Genomic DNA, 17864 nt, shown 5'->3' on the forward strand with positions numbered 1-17864 from the left:
CACTGATCAAATGCTCCGGAATCGGTGATCAAGTAATGCCGGAATCTCTGATCAAGTGTTTCCGGAATCTGCGATCAAATGCGGCCGGAATTGGTGATCATTTCGCTCCGGAATACACATTTCACTCGTAACATTAGTAAGTCTGTCTATGGGATGGAATATATCAAGGATACTATCTATTTCTGAGACACCGCATACATCTTCAAAACAACTATTCATAAAATATATGTATTTTGGATCTTCAAAACAAATACTATACAATTCTTTTCTTATTATATACCGCTGCAGCGTAATTATTTTTCCGTCGATCTCAATAGTAAATCTATGGAATGGAAAAGAATTAAAAGTTAACGAATTTTCGTTTATTGTTAACTTAGACGATCTAATTCCTTGTATCACTAGGTCTTCTATATCGTAAACTTTAGATAACCAGTTTATTAGTTTTGATTTTAACCTTTCAGTGATCCTACTTCTTTTATTAGTGTGTTTGCTTGTATAAAAAATTTCAATGCAATCTTCCTCGAGCATTTCAAATAATCGAGAGGATTCAATAAGAATTCCAGATGGTTTTGTTTTTAATAGTACTTTTTTTAGGTCGACTGGTTTTGCAAATACTTTTAGAAATTCATGAGTGTTACTCCTTTTCATGGATTTGATTTGCTCATTTATCCAAAATACAATTTGATCAAGTCCTTTTCTTGGTGAGTATTCTGTAACTCTATTAGAGTTAGTTGTTATTGATTTAAGAGAACCCTTGTCTTTTACTTTGAAATAGTAAGGTACGGAGCGACCTGCTGCATGAGATGAGAATAATCCTACAAGATCATAAGCCTCATAACTTCTAGCTCGTAATGCTTTATTTGAAACTGTTATATTCCTAACTGAAAGTTTTTGAAAGTGAGCTGATTTAGTTATCATTCCAGCTAAATTTAGGTAATCAATGTTAATAAAATATCTTTTTAATGTATCTTTTATTGAGGAGACGCTTTTTTTGAGAATAACTAGGAAATTATTAATTTCAATTAAGATAATGAAAGCATAAATTTGATCTTTGTATTCACTTTCCTCCAGAAAATAAACAGGTTTTTCAGTTAAAAATATTTTTGCAGAGTAGGTATAAGTTATCCCAGCTGTTTGCTTATTTATTCTAAACTCATCGACTATGTAATTTGTATTTTCCTTTTTATTTTCAGTTGCAACATCCAAAATTTCTTTAATAGTTGTGTTATTGAAGATATTTACATCTTTGGGTTTATAAAATTGAGCACTTTGCGTAAGTTTAACGAAATCGTCATCCATAATCTGAACTCATATTTTTATATAATTAGTTTATTGGGTGTAATAAAAATGGATTATGCAGCTTTCTCCAAATTTATCCTTATTCAATGATGTGTAAGTTAAATATAGAAGGATAACGTTGAAATACACAAGTAGAAATTAACAAAAGTTAATCCCAAGTCCATGGTTTCTTTTCCGATACAATGGAATTTACTAGTAGGGGTGGATAGCATGTACTAGACGAAATTGTAATACAGGCTTGCTCTTGTTATTTATTCTCTGAATTGCGGTGTTAGTAGTACATGTGTGTTGGTTAATTTATTGACAAATGGTTGCCATTTGAATAGTATGTTTAATTATTTGAGATTCCGCATCACCTTGAGTCATTAACAGCGTACTTTTGTATTTGATGCAATTATAATATGAGATTTTTATGTTCCAATTCAGAAACCTTTTGTTTTTTCTATTATATGCGGTTATTCAATCTACTTGTTCCGCTTCTAGTTCATATTCTGCTACTAGTTCTGGTCCGTTTTATGTGGCCGGTGGGGTGGTTGGACCTGGTCAGAAATTCGAATTATTTATTGATGCTAAAAATGTTAGAATTAATAATAACTTAGCCGTTTTCAATCTTACCTGTCATATAGAAAATCAATCTTATTGGAAAACTTATCCTGTTGTACTTAAAATGACATACAATCTTTATGGTTCTACTCCTGTACTAATAGCATTAAATGGACATGGTATTTTTGAAAATCAAGGTAAATTTGATCAATTAGATAATTTATATGAAGTAAAACATTTTAATATCTATAAAGATAATACCTATTCATCAAAAATTTGGTTTGAGAATATGGATGATACTGATTCAGTGACCATTCAATACTGTACAGTAGAGTACGCTACTTAACCTATAATTATTTGAATAACTCTATCCCGCTTAATAGATCTGAAGGATATTTTATATTTAATGTTGGTGAGGCAGGCAAACACGTTATAGTGGAGTTTTAGTTAAACTACTAGTTGTATTTTCTGAATTGTTTACAGCAAATTCAAGAGTGGGAGATTCGCGACCAAGTAGGTGGAGCCTTGACCCAATTATTGACTTAAATTAATATGCGTAGGGTGAATTGTATTCACCCTGGGCATGTTGTGGCATTTTAAATTGATTATTTGTGCAATGTTTCAATCTTTTTATTAATCCAATGCCAAGTTTTTATATCTGCTTCTTCGTTAATAATTTTGACTCTGAGTCCTTCTCCTGCGTGGAAAGATAGGTGTTGGGCCTCAGTGTACAATTGTTTAGCTTCAAATAATTGGCTGGTTTTTTCCTTTTCTTTTGCCAATGCAATTATTGTATTCAGTCGGTTTTGAATATTTTCTATTTCTTTTTTTGTCTTTATATCGGATGGGTCAAATGCTCTCATGTAAACTCCTTTTACAGAATAGAATTTATAAATCTCAATAATGGCATTATTTTCACATTATGCGCATTACAAGTGAAATTAGAATTTTAATTATCATAGTAGCATAATATTTATCTTATTCTCTATAGTTATTGACAATTAGGTATTGTGGAGCAGATTTGAGTAGCTAGTTTATCGGCTTTAAGTAAGCCTTTACGTGAAGCAAGATACTCTTTTAAAACCTCATTAACTTTTATTTCAGCATCATATCCCAAAGCTTTTGATACCTTAAACCAAGCATAAGCTTTAGTTATGTTCGCAATGTTATTATTTTTCTTTCCTAGTTCTTTTTGAGTATAAATTACTCCTATATTGTAGGCAGCATATTTGCGGACTCCTGTTAGATCTACTTCTGCTTTTGCCGCTTTTTTAAAATAGAGAAGAGCCTCTTCCTCATTTTGAAGAACACCAATACCTTCAAGATACATTTTGCCAAGAGAAAAACTAAATGAGTCGTGTAAGTTATCATTTGCCTGAGTAAGTAAGTAAAATGCATCAGAATATTCTTTTTTTTCTAAAAGCCAATCACCAAGTCTTCCTGAGCACCAAAAATTGTTTTTCAAAGAACATTTGAGCAACTCACTAACAAATTCTTTGTCATTTATTTTTTTATTGTAATGCCGAAGTAATAGATTATTTGCTATGGACAGCATTGAGGATTGTTTGGATGTGAACCAAGCAGTATCAGGTTTATAAACTTTTATATCTGCAGAGATTACAACATTGGAAACACAAAGAATGCTCAATAATAGTAATTTTTTCATTTAAAACCCCGTTTATTGCTGGCTAAATAGCTTTCTGTTACACAAAGAAAATAGCCTCATTTAAAAATGAGTTACAGCACCGAGTTTTTATTGTTGGTTTTAAGTAAAAGGAAATACTTATCGGGTGATAACTATAGGTTAGTGGTTATATATTAGTCACTTGGGTCGAATACTAAGAAATATCACATATTCTGTCAAGTAAATGAAGCTTATTTTGGTTTATGGCAGTATTAATCATAATGATAATTAAAACCTTGTTAATGTTAGTTAACAATTTGGAGGTAATCGTCTCATTACCAGATGTATTCTTCATAAATTTCAATGTAAACCATTACAAAAAAATTGGGGCAATTGGGACAGTGGGGACACCCTTATAAACATTTGATTTTAAGTGTCCCAATATAAAATATTCACTTGGGACAAATGGGACAAAACTTACCAGCAAAATTTTTTTAATAACAAACAATATCATTTAATAACAATCAGATCACCAGGCTTTAAAAGGCTTGACGGCCTTTTAAATTCCAAGCAATACTTATCGCGAGCAGTAAACTTTTGCGGATCCATGGTTCTGTAAAAGTAACGGAAAATGAAATATCACGACTATTATCCGGCCGGACAGTCAACTGATATTCATCGAGCAGGACGCATACCGTCGGCATTAAGCTGAATGAATAATCATTTGATGAGGTTCCATATGAATAAAAAACTATCTCGTTTACAACTATTAAACGAATTTGAATCTGCACCAACTTCTGCGTTGTTTAATCAACACACTTTGGCGGCTGTTTTAGATTGCTCCACCCAACTTTTGGAACGGAATCGTTGGGAAGGGAAGGGCGTTCCCTATCTTAAAATTGGCCGTAAAGTTTTGTATCGAAAAAGTGATGTGTTGTCTTTTCTCCAACAACAGAAAATCTATCGCTCTACTGGTGACAGAGGTGAACTGCTTTCACTGGTCAACGAATAAATCCCATAGAAGAAATAGATTGTTCACGGATGGATAGGGTTTCTATCTTCCTTGGACGTTATCGGAGAAACAGTGATGTTGCAAAATCAAATTATTACGTTAAAAAACAAAAACGGTCATAGTCCAATAATTTGTGAATACGCAGGCGGTCATTTTAAATTGAATGAGCAGGGCGTATCTTTCCTTGGAAAAGATAAAGACGGCAATCCAATGGCGCCAAAGTGGATTTGTTCTCCTTTGTATGTGGTGGCTAAAACACGTGATGCTAAAAGTGGCGAGTGGGGTCGATTACTCGAATGGCAGGATGATGATGGAATTATTCATCAATGGGCCATGCCTTTAGCTTTATTACAAGGAGATGCCTCCGAAGTTAGACGGGAATTGGCTAGCCTTGGTTTAACCATTTCACCTCATAGAATTTCTCGAGATTTACTGGCTACTTATTTACAAGTCTTTCCAGTTGAAGATCGGGCACGATGTGTCGAAAAACTGGGTTGGCATGAAAGCCTCTTTGTCACTCCTTCACAAACCTTTGGACACTCCTCCGAGAAAATTGTTTTTCAAAATAGCCAAGCAATTGAATCTGCTATGTCTGTATCTGGAACTGTGGATGATTGGAGAGACTCAATCGGTCGTCTTGCTTCTGGCAATTCGCGGTTAGTTTTTGCTATCTCAGCTGCTTTTGCTCCTGCTTTAGCAAAGATTGCTGGAGAGGATTCAGGCGGATTTCATTTCAGAGGAGCTTCTTCAAGTGGTAAAAGTACCGCTTTAAAAGTAGCGGCTTCGGTTTGGGGTAATCCCCAAGCTTATTGCCGATTATGGCGCAGTACTACTAATGGACTCGAAGGACTGGCTGCTCTGCATAACGATGGCTTATTAATTCTGGATGAGTTAAGTCAGATGGATCCAAAAGAAGCAGGGGAGGCGGCTTACTTGCTAGCCAATGGTCAAGGTAAAACCCGAGCCTCACGTCATGGAACGGTCAAACCATCTTCTCGATGGTCATTGTACTTTCTCTCTGCTGGAGAAGAATCTTTAATGTCTTTGATGGCCAGAGTAGGGCAAAAAACCAATGCGGGTCAAGAGATACAGTTGGCAGATATTGAAGCTGATGCTGGATTGCATAAGGGGATTTTTGAAAAAATCCATAATCAGCTCAGTCCTGCTAGCATGGCTTTATCCTTAAAGGAATATTCCAGCAAGTATTATGGTGTTGTCGGCATGGCATGGCTGCAAAAGGTGGTGGCAAATCAATCAAGTATTGCAACTGGTATTGCTGATGCGATGCAAGAGTTTGTTAATAGTGCTGTATTACCGGATTCAACTGGACAAATTATCCGCGTAGCCCGGCGATTTGCCTTGGTTGCAGTAGCTGGCGAATTAGCTAGTCAGTACGGATTGACCGGCTGGCAAGAAGGCGAGTCTACCTATGCAGCTTATAAATGTTACAGAGCATGGCTGGAGCATTTTGGCATAGAGGGTAACAAGGAGGATAGAGCGATATTAGCTCAAGTCAGAGCCTTTTTTGAATCTCATGGTGCCAGTCGGTTTGATAATATCAGAACGCCAAACAATGAGAGGATTCAAAATCGTGCTGGATTTTACCTTACCGATGATGCAGGTTTTCGCGTGTATATGGTATTAACGGAAGTCTTTAAAAAAGAGCTATGCATGGGGTTTGAGCCTAGAATGGTAGTGCGTGTATTAATGAATGAAGGCTGGTTAAAGCCAGCAGCAGATGGATTGCCCTCTCATAAACCAAGAATTAAGGGAGTTGGAACACCCCGATTATACGTATTTACGGATAAAATCTGGGGTGGAGAATAACTTATCTCGATAAACCAGAATTATTTGTCCCATTATTTTGAAATGTTGGGACATCTTGGGACGGCTATAAGTCAGTATCTACAAGCCGTCCCTCATGTCCCAATTGTCCCAGATAAATTTTTATTCTTTAAGATATAACCAAAGTGTATTCCGAGATTTTATTCCCATCTCATCACGTATCAGCAAACAAGTCTTGTAATTTTCATATTCAGGTAGCAGGCAAGAATACATTTGTTTGGCATACAAATATCGCCAGCTTTTGGTACTGGATAAACGGTGCTTTGCCAATGCACTACGCCAGATAATGCGGATTTCCTCATAAGATTTTAATTGGAGCAAATTACCATCTTGTTGAGTGAGCCAGTTAAAAAGATTGAGTACCGCTTTCTGGTTTTCAGTTCGTACAGGTATGGTACGGTCAGTGGAATTAAAAGCAATATCTCTGGTTATCCAAAGAGACCCTTCGCTGACTTGAATATGTGGCTTAATCAGAATCGCTTCTTTGAAAGTGAGTCCAAACTCAGTTTGTAATCCCATGATTACTCTGGCTATAGGATCGTGAAGTGACTTCCAAATATCGGGAGGGATTATTTTCTTCCTCTTTTTTCTTGCTTTAGGTCTTGAGAGTTCAAGAGATTGGTTATCAATATTAGCAATAGGACAATTGTTCATCTGCAAAAAACGACGAATGATGGTCATGTATCGCATGATAGTGACTGGATTAATGTCCTGTTTTTTCCAGTAACGCACCAGCTTGTGAATCTGCTCAGATTGCAAAGCCTGCCATGAAGGAGGCATTTGCCGAATAACAAACAAGTCATCAATCATCTTATGGATGACATAGGCACGGTGTTTCCGATACAGGTATTTACCTTGCCTATCCTGTTTGATTTGTCGATTAGCGAATTGTCTTAAGGATTGTGTATGCATCTTCCTATCCGCAAAAATTGTTAAAAAAAATAAATTGCCCTGTGTATTGTTTAGTGTTGGTCGAGCGGTTTCACTCTCTGTTGAAACCCGGAAAAAGCCGTAAAGCTCGAAGAAGGGGGCAAATCAATCGTTATAAGGCAAACGATCTCGCCGATACTGCTGTAGTTTTTCTGGTGGGTTTTCTCCTCAATAAATAAAGTAAACGAAAGTGATAAAGCAGAGCTTTATCTCTAATCCATGGTCAAATGAAATGACTTAGAGTTCCGAAGAACTCCCTTTACCGAACGGTAAAGGTTCCTGAAGGGTTTCCCGACTATACGTCCAGCCACAAAGTTAGGGAATGAGAGTGGCTTAGCATAAGACGCCTAAGCGTTTCATCAGATTTTCACCGATTCATCAGTCATGCTTCATCTAAAAAATAGCAAAGTGTAGATCTGGGGGCAATACAGTTTTAAGGAATATTTTGTCCTATCTTATCTGATGCGTCAGGACAAATGGTCTTTTAAGGCTTAATGTTGGAGGGGTAGTTAAGTCGAATATGTCTGCGTCACTGCTGGAAAATTGCAGTGACGCAGGTACAAGAGTTGGCTGCTATACTTAATCATATTTTTATGAATGAAATGAAATATAAGGATTTACATGTATGCATTTAGAAAAAATTTGTGTATCAAATTTTAGATGTTTTCCTGAAAGCGAAACATCAATTTTCATGGAACAAGATCTTACCTGCTTTGTGGGCAATAATGGCTCTGGTAAAACTACTATGATTTTAGCTCTCAAAAGACTATTTGGAGCAAATAGGCAAGATCGAGTTATTACGAGAGAAGATTTTTATCTTGCTATGAATGAAACTTATAAAGATATTGTTGGACGTGAATTATATATAGAGGTTGTCTTTATATTCCCAGAACTTAATGACGATATACAAAACGCTAGAGAAACATGCCCAGCATTTAGTTCGGTGATTTTTGCGGATGAAAATGATAAAAAATTAAAGGCAAGGATGCGATTAGAAGCTGTATGGTCTGAACAAGAATACGAAGATGAAGTACAATCACGACTATACTGGATCACCACTTCAGAAAAGATAGAGTTTGGGGACGAAACTGATTTAAAATATCCTGTTTCTCCCCTGGATAGAAAACATATTAAATTAAGATACATTCCTGCATTTAGAGATTCAACGGCCATACTTAGGGACGAAGTTAAGTTACTTGCAAAGCTTCTTGCAGACTACAGTGATATAAATCATACAATTCAAGAAACAATTAGAAAAACCAGTGAAAAATTAAGCTCGGAAGTTCAAGGACTGGATGCTATAAAAACAACAACAGGAATCCTTAAATCGATTTGGCAAGAAGTTCATGATAACACCCTTAAGCATTACCAAGAGCCAAAAATCGAAGCGACACCAACTGAAGTAGATGAGCTTTTACGATCAATATCAATAAAACTTGCTCCAACTGAAAATGGCGAAAGTTGTGATCTGAAAGGGTTAAGTGACGGTCAAGTATCCCTTCTTTATGTTACTCTTTCTATTGCATTATATGAACTTGAACAAAAGCATTATGCTAGGGAAATAAAAGGCTTTAAAGAACTTGATAAAGATATTGCAGTATTTACTATATTCGCCTTTGAGGAGCCGGAAAACCATTTATCTCCATATTACTTGGGCAAAGTCATAAAGCTTTTACATCTAAAAACTCAAACAGCAAAGGCTATTGGCATCATCACCTCTCATTCATCAAGTGTTGTACGGAGAATGAATAGAGTTGAGCAAATTAGGTATTTTCGGCAAGAAATAAATACTGATATACGCTATTCAGTAGTTAAAAAAATTCTCCTTCCTCCTACAAGATCAGACGATGATTATAAGTATATTAATCAGGCCGTTACTGCTCACCCAGAATTATATTTTTCTAAACTTGTAATACTTGGAGAAGGTGATTCTGAGGAAATTGTCATTCCACAACTAGCCAATAAGCTAGGTTTAGATTTAGATCCCTCTTTTGTTGCTTTTGTAAAACTTGGTGGGCGTCATGTGATTCACATGTGGCGGCTTCTAAATGATTTAGCAATACCATATGTTACTTTGCTTGATCTTGACTTGGGCAGACAAACTGGTGGGCCCATAAGAATTAAAAATATAATTGATGAGTTAGAAAAGCAAGATAAATATATAGAGCTACCTAAAGGCATGGATAAAAAGGATTTAAGTGCAACTTCGATAAAGCGAGATCAATTGAATGAATTACTTAGTCAACTAGAGAAATGTAATATCTTTTTTTCTGCCCCATTAGATCTCGATATGGTAATGATTCAATCATTTCCAAGCTATTATTGTGCAAATGCAAGGGTCTCCACGCGAAAGATTCTCGAAAAAGCTGTTTTAGGCGATGCTTGTATACCTGATGCATATAGTGAATCTGGTTTTTCTCTTTCAGACGATGATTTAAAAAAATATAGATATTTATTCTGTACAAAAAGTAAGGTGGCATCACACTATCAAGCAATGGCAGAAATTAGGGAACTCCCAGTGAGTGAGCTTGATGAGCATTGTCCAGATTCAATAAGACAATTAATTAAGTTATGTTCAAAATTAGTAACAAGAGTGCTAGATAATGAGTAAATATCTATCTCTCGAACAATGGAAACCGAGCAAAGAATTTTTAACATCGAATGTCTTAGAAAGAATTATCAGAGAAAATCAAAATAATTTAGCAATTCTTGCGGGTCCGGGTGCAGGGAAAACGGAAATTTTGGCTCAACGAGCTAGTTTTTTACTTCAAACGGCGACCTGCAGATGGCCTCAAAAAATCTTGGCATTAAGCTTCAAAAATGACGCAGCGGCTAATATTCAAAAACGAGTAGTTCTGCGATGTGGACAAGAGCTGTCTCGCAGGTTTGATTCCTCCACATTTGATTCTTTTTTTATTTCTCTTGTTCGAAGATTTATAACCCTGTTACCTGATTGGATTAACATACATGCAGATTTTGATGTTTATAGTTTCGATAGTAATTGGTGGAATGAGTATGAGCAGTTTGTTCTTAACGGGAGCCCTTGTTTGTATAGGAGTACGTATAGTCAATCGGATCGCCATTCACCTTCAGATCTAAGTCAAAAACCAGAAGATGAAATAGTAAAAATTTGGGATTATTGTTCGACTAAAAGTGTTGTTGATTACGCTATGTGTCGATCTATGGCTTACACCATTATCAAAAATCATAGCCAAGTAAGAAACTTAATTTTATCAACATATCAATATCTTTTTCTTGATGAGTTTCAGGATATAACAGACTTCCAATACAATTTTATAAAGACTGTTTTTGATAATAGTAACGTTGTTATTACAGCTGTTGGTGATACTAATCAAATGATAATGGGCTGGGCTGGCGCCAATCCTCTCAATTTTAAAAAACTACAAAGTGATTTTGATTCCGAAATTATTCCTTTAGCGATTAATCATCGTTCTAATTCAAAGATTATCAATCTAATAAATTTTATTATTCATGATTTAACTCCTCAAGGGGAGGTGGCTGTAGTGTATGAGGGTACTCGAAAAGATCCTCCACCCTCAAGGTGTTTAGGAGCAAGATCGTTTAATTGTATTAATGATGAAGGCGAGTATATTGCTCATTATATAAAACAACTTATGCAACAAAATCCGGGATTAAAACCTTGTGATTTTATCCTTGTTTTAAGACAAAAAGCACAGGAATATTTTGTCCAAGTAAATGACATTTTTACGATGAATGGACTTCATCTCCGAAATGAAGATATGGAGGTGATAAAAAATGGAATAAAAATCCAGGAGTTGATGGAAGAACCCTTATCTAGTTTTTTAATTTTATTAATAAGAAAAAGAATAGGCGCTATAAACTATGAGCAAGAAAAAGAGCTGGAAAGACTGATTGCCTCCGTCGTTGGCTATCATATGGATCAAGACAGAGAGTATAAAAGACTCAATAAACATTTGTCCGATCTAATATCTATTATAAATTTTTCTACCCCTCTAAAAACTATTGTTTCCAGAGTGATAGAAAACATCGGGCTAACAAAACTTAAAAATGTGTTTCCGCAATATAGATCCAAATATTTAAAAAAAACAGAGAATTCATTTTGTGCATTCTTTCAAGAAGCACTAGATCGAAATTTACAAGACATAAGATTAGCGATTGAAAGTTATGAGGGACATAACCAAATTAAACTGATGACTATTCATAAAAGTAAGAGCTTGGAATTTGATACTGTTTTTTTTGTAGATTTTCATACTAGCTCTTGGTGGGGATTAGAAAATGCTGTTAAGGATAATAATGCAAAAAAGCAGCGAGAAGAGAAAAATGCTTTTTTTGTTGGTCTGTCTCGCGCTAAAGAGCGGCTTTTTTTTACTAGAGGCCAAGGAGACTGGCCACAAACCATCCTAAACCTATTAATAGAATCAAAATTACTAATAAAACTTCCAGACATTAATAAGTAAGAGATAGAATGAAAAATTGCAATTGTAGTCGTATTTTACTATAATTATATTAAATAAAATTACAAATATATTTATTTTGACTACAAAAACTGTCCAGGCTCGGGTTGATAGCAACCTGAAAGATGCTGGGGAAGGGATCTTAAAAATGTTAGGTATAACTCCTTCTCAAGCTATTAATGCCCTCTATGCACAAATCGTTTTGTGCAGAGGTTTGCCTTTTGAATTGAAACTGCCAAACAAACTATCTCGTGATGCCATTGAAGAGTTAGAGAAAGGTCGTGGTAAATCTTTTTCATCTTTTAAATCAATGATTGATGATGCGGATGCTTGAGATAGTTCGATCAACCCAATTTAAAAAAGATCCCAAGTGATGACCAACTCAAAATATTAAAAGTGGCTCGCACAGGTTCACATTCAGATTTATTCAATATTTAAATTGTATATTGGAGTTATTGAAAAGACATTCAGCTGTCAAGGTTTACTTGACTAGTGGATGTCGGTTTTATTACTAGTGAGTTTTTGGCAATTTGCAATTTTCCCGAAAAATGAATTTTAAGCGCAATATCCATCTATTTGAATGTTTCCTTAATTAGAACAAATAATTTTTTTATTATGCTGAGTATTCATTATACTATGAATATCATCTGGTGATATCTTATGTTTTTAATAAAGGGTAAAAACCAGATGGCTTATTTGTATTAAATAATACGGGAAAAAAATGAAAACATTGCAAATTGGTATTATGCCACGGGATAAATTTCAGAGTCGTACTAATGAAATTGCTTCTGGGCGTTATAAACCTAAGAAAAATGAGCCTAAGATTTGGTTTGGCTCAATCAAATCACTATGTGAAGTATTAAATGAAAATAACATGAGGTTATTGAAAATAATTGCTGAGCAAAAGCCTGAATCAATTAAAGCGCTTGCTGTCCTAAGTAAGCGTGAGCCGAGTAATTTGAGTCGGACACTAAATACAATGGCTCGTTATGGAATTATTGAAATACAGAAAACTGGGAAAAATTCTAAACCAATTGCTAAGGCTTTAGATTTTAATATTCAATATAGTGCTGCTTATTATATTCTTTAATTTTGAACTATCCGGAAATCCCGGATAGTTCATTTTGAGAATCTAAGCAGTGGGTTCCAAAATGGAACATACTGATGCATAGATTTTTGAATTTGGCAGACACTGTCTATCATTTCTTGTTTTCTCTAATTTGGTACACGGTGTGTTCCAAATTAGATATGATGATATATGGAACGCAGTGCGTTCCGAATCTATGTTATAAATTTACTTATAATTTGGATCTCATTGCGATCCAAATTGGATACGTTTGGCTTCACCATTAGCCTATGATTAATTGATGAACGGCCTCAAATTTGGGAGAAATTTCATTAAACGGAAGGTGCGTATTTATCAGATCGTATATATTAACTTTTCAAAGCATCCAAACTGGTAGTCAATTTTTTCATTAACGAAGTGTTATTTGCTTCTTTAAGTAATTCATCCCAATTATCTGGAGGATGTCCATTTTCCAGCATCTTTCGAAAAATATGATAAGCATCTGCTTTACTCTCATATGCTCTTTTAGAACTGTCATCATTAACCCAAGCATAAATAATTATTTTACTTTCTTGATGGTATCTAAAAAATAATCGATATTGCTGAAAAAATTTAGCTCGAAACCAATGTTTGTGGTTATTTCCTAATGTTGATCCTTGTCGAAATTCTGTAGCTGCAGGATCGTTTGGAATTTTTTCAAAAGCTAATTTAGCGATGGCTGCTAATTTTTTTGTCGAGTTTCGTGTATGAAAATTTGAAGGGTCCTTTTCTTTTGCATTTTCTACCTCATTAGCCAATGCCTCTACTTGTTGCAAAAAAAGAGGATGGCATAAAATAACCCAGCCATTTATTGTTATTATTGAATTATCAACCATTAGCGAGTTACTCGGTTTTCAGTTAATTGTTCATCCTCGGTTAAAGGTTCATCTAAGTTGACTTCAACATTTGCAACTAAAGAGTTGATGCGAGTTACTAAATCCTGATTTATAGTTGTCAGATTTTTTGGGTTATTTTGAATGTCTTTAGCAATGAAATTCAAAAATTCAGCAATTACTGGATCTTCCTCTTCCTCTGCTCGAGTCATAAGAACATGACCGTCAGATTGAACGGTGTATCGAATTTTATCTCTTTTTCCTAGATGCAGGGCTTTTCTAACAGCATCTGGTACAGTTGTTTGATAACGATCTGTGAGGGTGGATTCGGTTTGTAGTAATCTAGCCATGATTATCTCGATAAAAATGTATATATTATATGGTAATGCATATGCATTGCCTTGTCAAGATTCGTACATTTATTAAAATCCATGAGGCTCCTTTTTTATTTGTTCTAATGATAGTATTTCCGCAGATTTTACTATGCCCGTACATTTTAAAATGTAGTCTGTAATAAGCTGCATAGGCTTTCGTAACCGTTCAACATCAACAATAATATACCCAGCAGTCACATCATTACTCATCTTATGATTCATTAAACGCTTCAACGCATAAGCAGGGATATCCAGACTTTCAGCAATAGTGATAAAAGTTCTTCTCAAATCATGAACTGTGAAATGAACGCCGGAATTTTTAATCACATGTGCCATTGTCTTACGTGGTTCAATAATATGACCTGCTGCCCCCGGTCCCGGAAAAACATAGTCGTTTATTGCTTTTTCTTTTCTGGCAATCAGTAGATCATATAGAAAGTCAGAAAGGGGGAGGGTGTGGGATTCATTGTTTTTGGTTTTATTGATAGTGAATGATTTTGCTTTTAAGTCGAGATCAGACCATTTCAAAGTCGCTGCTTCTTGTCGGCGTAGACCTGTTAATAAGATTAACAACAAATAATCTCGTAATGTATCGTTTTGGATTTGTTGTAAACCAGCATACCATGCGGCTAGTTCATGAGACTTTATATAGGTTTTTCGTCTTTCGATGCGATACCAGGCACGTGTTTGCGACAGGCGTTTTACTGGGTTATCGATGAAAAGAGAGTGACCACTGTTGTCTTCATACTGGCCAGCTGCAAAATTGAATAAGGCTCTTAGAATTCTCATGGCTAAATTAGCATAGGCTTGTCCATGTTCGTTGCCCAGCTTTTCGTGGTATTTAGCTATGCGATCTCTGGTGATCGATAACAAAGGTTTACTCTTCCAGCTCGTGAAGGCTTTATCTAATATGTGTTTGTAATTATCTATGGTTCTGGGTTTTAAGTTCTTTCTGGTTTTTAGGTAGTCTTTAAAGACTTGGTTCAAAGTAATATCTCGAACTTCTGTAGCCTTTTTCTCAGCAACCGGATCAATGCCCATGGCGATTTGCCCTAAAAGATGCAGGGCTTTGTTTTTTGCCATTTCAGCGGTCAATTCCGGGTAATGCCCTAAAGTAATGCGACAGCGTTTTTTATTTATGAATTTTTCAACAAAAAATGCTTTTGCTCCTCCAGAAGTCACACGTATGCCGAAACCTTTCAGGTTGTCATCGTAATATCTTTTTTGCGTCGTTTTTCCTACTTCCGTTGCTTGAGGAAGAGGGAGGTTTTCTACGTTTGTTTTGGTTATTTTCATAATTAACTTTTACACTCGTTTTTGAATGTGTCGCAACTGTGTCGCACTTGTGTCGCACAATTATTTAAAATCCATTAATAGAACTTATAACGTAATAATGCTGTAACATCAAGTAAATAAAGGGGTATTAAAAGAGTTTCAAAAAGTGTCTAATTGGCTAAAACCCATAATTCACTAATTCGTAATCAAAAGGTCGAAGTTCGATTCTTCTCAGCGGCATTGCAAAATAAATAAGTTACGTCAATAAAATGCAATTCAACATAAATTATCAATTTAAACGTTCCTTTTGAGTCTTTGCTAGGTTCTTGTTACTCTGGATTTGTGTAATTAATGTACATTTTATTGGCAATGCCTTCTTTTTAATTTTCAACCCAAAGAACATTATTAAAACAATATCCAAGCTCAAACGTTTAGGGGGTAAAGTGCATAGTATAAATAATGTACTTGTTGGTTTGTTATTTTCTTTTTGGGTGTGGATAAAAATAAAAGTTTTTACATGCGTCACATCTATCACTTTTGTTGATTCGGGTCTTGCTTTACACGTTTAGTAGCATACTTATTTAGTACTATACTTAAAACAGATGTATTGCCTGGATGAAAACATGAAAACTGTAGTAGTCTCTATTAAGCGATCTGTTAACTCTAAAGATCAGGTGACGAATGTGGTTGTTACTTTTGATGATAATCCATTTCAATTTCTTGATGAACTTGATAAACCCCAAAATGCAGATGCAGAACAACAACAACTTATATCGCTTGCTCAATCCATTGTTGCAGAAAAAATAAGTGGCAATGAAATAGATTTAACCATCGGTAATCCAACACTGCGAACACATGTTTTAATTTCAGGAAAAAAAAATGGTGCGTTACTTGTAGACTATACTTTTCCTCACGGAGTACACTGTCTTGACACATCATCTACGAAACCAAATCTCGAAACCCTACTTCAAGATAAATTTCCAAAGGCAACGTTGTCAGATAATTATAGCGAGATGGGTGCTGAGCAAACATTGATGCTGCCGCAAATTCCTGAATACATCCTTGATATACTTCGAGACAGGAAAAATAGTGCAGCTGCAGCTAAAGAAAAAAGAAACCTTGCCAAACAAAAAGAAGAGTTTCTTACTAAAGGGCCGCTCAAGTTTCCCGACCCTGTTGCGTTTCCAGCATCTATAAAAACGACAGCAAAAGGAGATATTAACCTGAAAAATGTAGTCGGAAAATTGAGTACACTTTATGGTGAACAAAGTAAATTAAACTCAGTTCATCAGCAAATAGAAGCTATTGAAAAAGAAATTGAGGCATTAGAGAAACAATTAACTGAATTAAAAGAGAGAGAGGCTTCATTGGGTGAAGCCATGGGCAAAGATACGCGAGTAGCATCCTTTGCAAAAAGCAATCTACAAGCATCAAGAACTGAAGTACAACAAACAAAAGTGTTGGTGGAAAAAACAATATCCATTTTCCGTGCAAATTTATCTGAAACAAAAAAATCATTTTCGGAGCATGTAACCAATAACTATTCTCAATATGAATTATATGAAAATACGTTGGAATTCACCAAAAAAGTGATGCTTGCTGCACTTTATAATGCAGCATTAGATAATTACAAACAAATTATCGATGGGACAAAAGGAAATGCAGCAAATCGTGAAAAAAAGATACAAGAATTCAATAGAAACTTTGCGGAAATTGCAAATATTGACGAATATGGCAATGTTAATCCTATCGAAAGCACTTATAAGTATTTCGCAGATAAATCGCTTTTGGACGTAGTAACCTTTACTAATGAAGTAATAAAAAAATGTAATAGGTCTGAGTTATCAGTGATTCAAGCACGGTTGGAGGGGGCTAACAAACATTGTGTAAACCAATATAAGACACGTTTTAATGATCTAATTTATACCGATGCAGCAAAAAAGATGCCGTTTATTATGGAGAAAAGTCTATTGGGTTTTGGATGGCTGCAAAAGATTAACTTAAATATAGAATTAGAGTATAGTCTAAACTCCACTATCCAGTCTGCATTCGCTCCTGAGAAAATAGATAATGCATCGTCTAAAATTCCAAACCAAAAGGACATAGGAGAGCAACAATCTGTTCTCAAAACAGCACAAACTAAATTGGCTGATATAGAGCAAAAAGTCAGAAATTTTAAGCGATATATAGAACTCAAAGATAAGATAGAAGAAAGAAAAATATTAGCCTCAAATCAAAAACAGCAGATTGATGAAGTGAGGCAGTCTTTTAACAAGGTGCGTGATTCTATTGTGGACCAAATTAAAGACCAGCCTCTAGAAGTTCAACAATATGTACTTGAGAATATTAAACCGCAATTCGCAAAATCTGTTCTTAGCCAACTTTCTGAAAATAGTAGAAAGACATTAGCAAAAAACTTACCTTTGTTAGCTACAACTTCCGAAGCATTGCGTATTCCGGAGGACTTGATCACTAATTCCGTTAGTCATTTGATCACCGATTCCGGAGTATTTGATCACTTCAACGCCTCACGCAGTGGATTATCTTTTAAAGGGGTTTAGTCTGTA

Annotated in this window: 15 protein-coding genes; 8 read left to right on the forward strand and 7 right to left on the reverse strand. The window is 35.3% G+C overall.

Annotation, left to right across the window (positions count from 1 at the left end):
• Positions 1 to 51: 51 nt before the first annotated feature.
• Positions 52 to 1299: a hypothetical protein gene (locus tag ELY20_RS16310; protein WP_127059514.1), complete on the reverse strand. Its 1248-nt coding sequence runs from the start codon at positions 1297 to 1299 to the stop codon at positions 52 to 54.
• Positions 1300 to 1711: 412 nt separating this feature from the next.
• Between ELY20_RS16310 and ELY20_RS16315 the strand changes: the two genes are divergently transcribed.
• A complete protein-coding gene (locus ELY20_RS16315; protein WP_110144169.1) occupies positions 1712 to 2188 on the forward strand; it encodes a hypothetical protein in 477 nt (158 codons plus the stop codon).
• Between the two features lie 259 nt (positions 2189 to 2447).
• Here the strand turns inward: ELY20_RS16315 and ELY20_RS16320 are convergent, their stop codons facing one another.
• Positions 2448 to 2705 carry a hypothetical protein gene (locus tag ELY20_RS16320; RefSeq protein ID WP_110144168.1) on the reverse strand — a complete coding sequence of 86 codons (258 nt, stop codon included), beginning with the start codon at positions 2703 to 2705 and terminating at the stop codon, positions 2448 to 2450.
• 128 nt (positions 2706 to 2833) lie between these two features.
• Complete coding sequence (locus ELY20_RS16325) at positions 2834 to 3508, reverse strand: tetratricopeptide repeat protein (protein ID WP_110144167.1); 675 nt, start codon at positions 3506 to 3508, stop codon at positions 2834 to 2836.
• A gap of 697 nt (positions 3509 to 4205) precedes the next feature.
• On the opposite strand from ELY20_RS16325, the gene ELY20_RS16330 reads away from it, so the two are divergent.
• Positions 4206 to 4478, forward strand: a complete 273-nt coding sequence (locus ELY20_RS16330) for a MerR family transcriptional regulator (protein WP_058478976.1) — start codon at positions 4206 to 4208, stop codon at positions 4476 to 4478.
• 75 nt (positions 4479 to 4553) lie between these two features.
• Complete coding sequence (locus ELY20_RS16335) at positions 4554 to 6305, forward strand: DUF927 domain-containing protein (RefSeq protein ID WP_110144166.1); 1752 nt, start codon at positions 4554 to 4556, stop codon at positions 6303 to 6305.
• 120 nt (positions 6306 to 6425) lie between these two features.
• Here the strand turns inward: ELY20_RS16335 and ELY20_RS16340 are convergent, their stop codons facing one another.
• A complete protein-coding gene (locus tag ELY20_RS16340) occupies positions 6426 to 7235 on the reverse strand; it encodes an integrase (protein WP_110144165.1) in 810 nt (269 codons plus the stop codon).
• A 643-nt stretch (positions 7236 to 7878) separates the two neighbouring features.
• Between ELY20_RS16340 and ELY20_RS16350 the strand changes: the two genes are divergently transcribed.
• From ELY20_RS16350 to ELY20_RS16365, 4 genes are all read left to right on the forward strand, one after another.
• Positions 7879 to 9864, forward strand: coding sequence for an AAA family ATPase (locus tag ELY20_RS16350; RefSeq protein ID WP_110144163.1), 1986 nt, complete (start codon positions 7879 to 7881; stop codon positions 9862 to 9864).
• The gene (locus tag ELY20_RS16355; protein ID WP_110144162.1) at positions 9857 to 11713 is read left to right on the forward strand and encodes a UvrD-helicase domain-containing protein; all 1857 of its coding nucleotides are present in this window, start codon (positions 9857 to 9859) and stop codon (positions 11711 to 11713) included. Before ELY20_RS16350 ends, ELY20_RS16355 begins: the two co-directional genes overlap by 8 nt.
• A 76-nt stretch (positions 11714 to 11789) precedes the next feature.
• Positions 11790 to 12044 (forward strand): type II toxin-antitoxin system RelB/DinJ family antitoxin, encoded by a 255-nt coding sequence (locus ELY20_RS16360; RefSeq protein WP_110144161.1) that lies wholly within the window; start codon positions 11790 to 11792, stop codon positions 12042 to 12044.
• A gap of 387 nt (positions 12045 to 12431) precedes the next feature.
• Entirely contained in the window at positions 12432 to 12800 is a 369-nt protein-coding gene (locus tag ELY20_RS16365; protein ID WP_110144160.1) for an HVO_A0114 family putative DNA-binding protein, read from the forward strand.
• A 344-nt stretch (positions 12801 to 13144) separates the two neighbouring features.
• On the opposite strand, the gene ELY20_RS16370 is transcribed toward ELY20_RS16365, so the two are convergent.
• From ELY20_RS16370 to ELY20_RS16380, 3 genes are all read right to left on the reverse strand, one after another.
• On the reverse strand, positions 13145 to 13651 hold the full coding sequence (locus ELY20_RS16370) for a type II toxin-antitoxin system YhaV family toxin (RefSeq protein ID WP_110144159.1): 507 nt from the start codon (positions 13649 to 13651) through the stop codon (positions 13145 to 13147).
• Entirely contained in the window at positions 13651 to 13998 is a 348-nt protein-coding gene (locus tag ELY20_RS16375; RefSeq protein WP_061514653.1) for a type II toxin-antitoxin system PrlF family antitoxin, read from the reverse strand. The genes ELY20_RS16370 and ELY20_RS16375 overlap by 1 nt, the downstream gene beginning before the upstream one ends.
• A 72-nt stretch (positions 13999 to 14070) precedes the next feature.
• Positions 14071 to 15318, reverse strand: a complete 1248-nt coding sequence (locus ELY20_RS16380) for a tyrosine-type recombinase/integrase (protein ID WP_110144158.1) — start codon at positions 15316 to 15318, stop codon at positions 14071 to 14073.
• A gap of 602 nt (positions 15319 to 15920) precedes the next feature.
• On the opposite strand from ELY20_RS16380, the gene ELY20_RS16385 reads away from it, so the two are divergent.
• A complete protein-coding gene (locus ELY20_RS16385; protein ID WP_127059515.1) occupies positions 15921 to 17858 on the forward strand; it encodes a hypothetical protein in 1938 nt (645 codons plus the stop codon).
• Positions 17859 to 17864 lie beyond the last annotated feature (6 nt).

This window comes from Legionella qingyii, from assembly GCF_003990155.1.
Lineage (GTDB): Bacteria > Pseudomonadota > Gammaproteobacteria > Legionellales > Legionellaceae > Legionella > Legionella qingyii.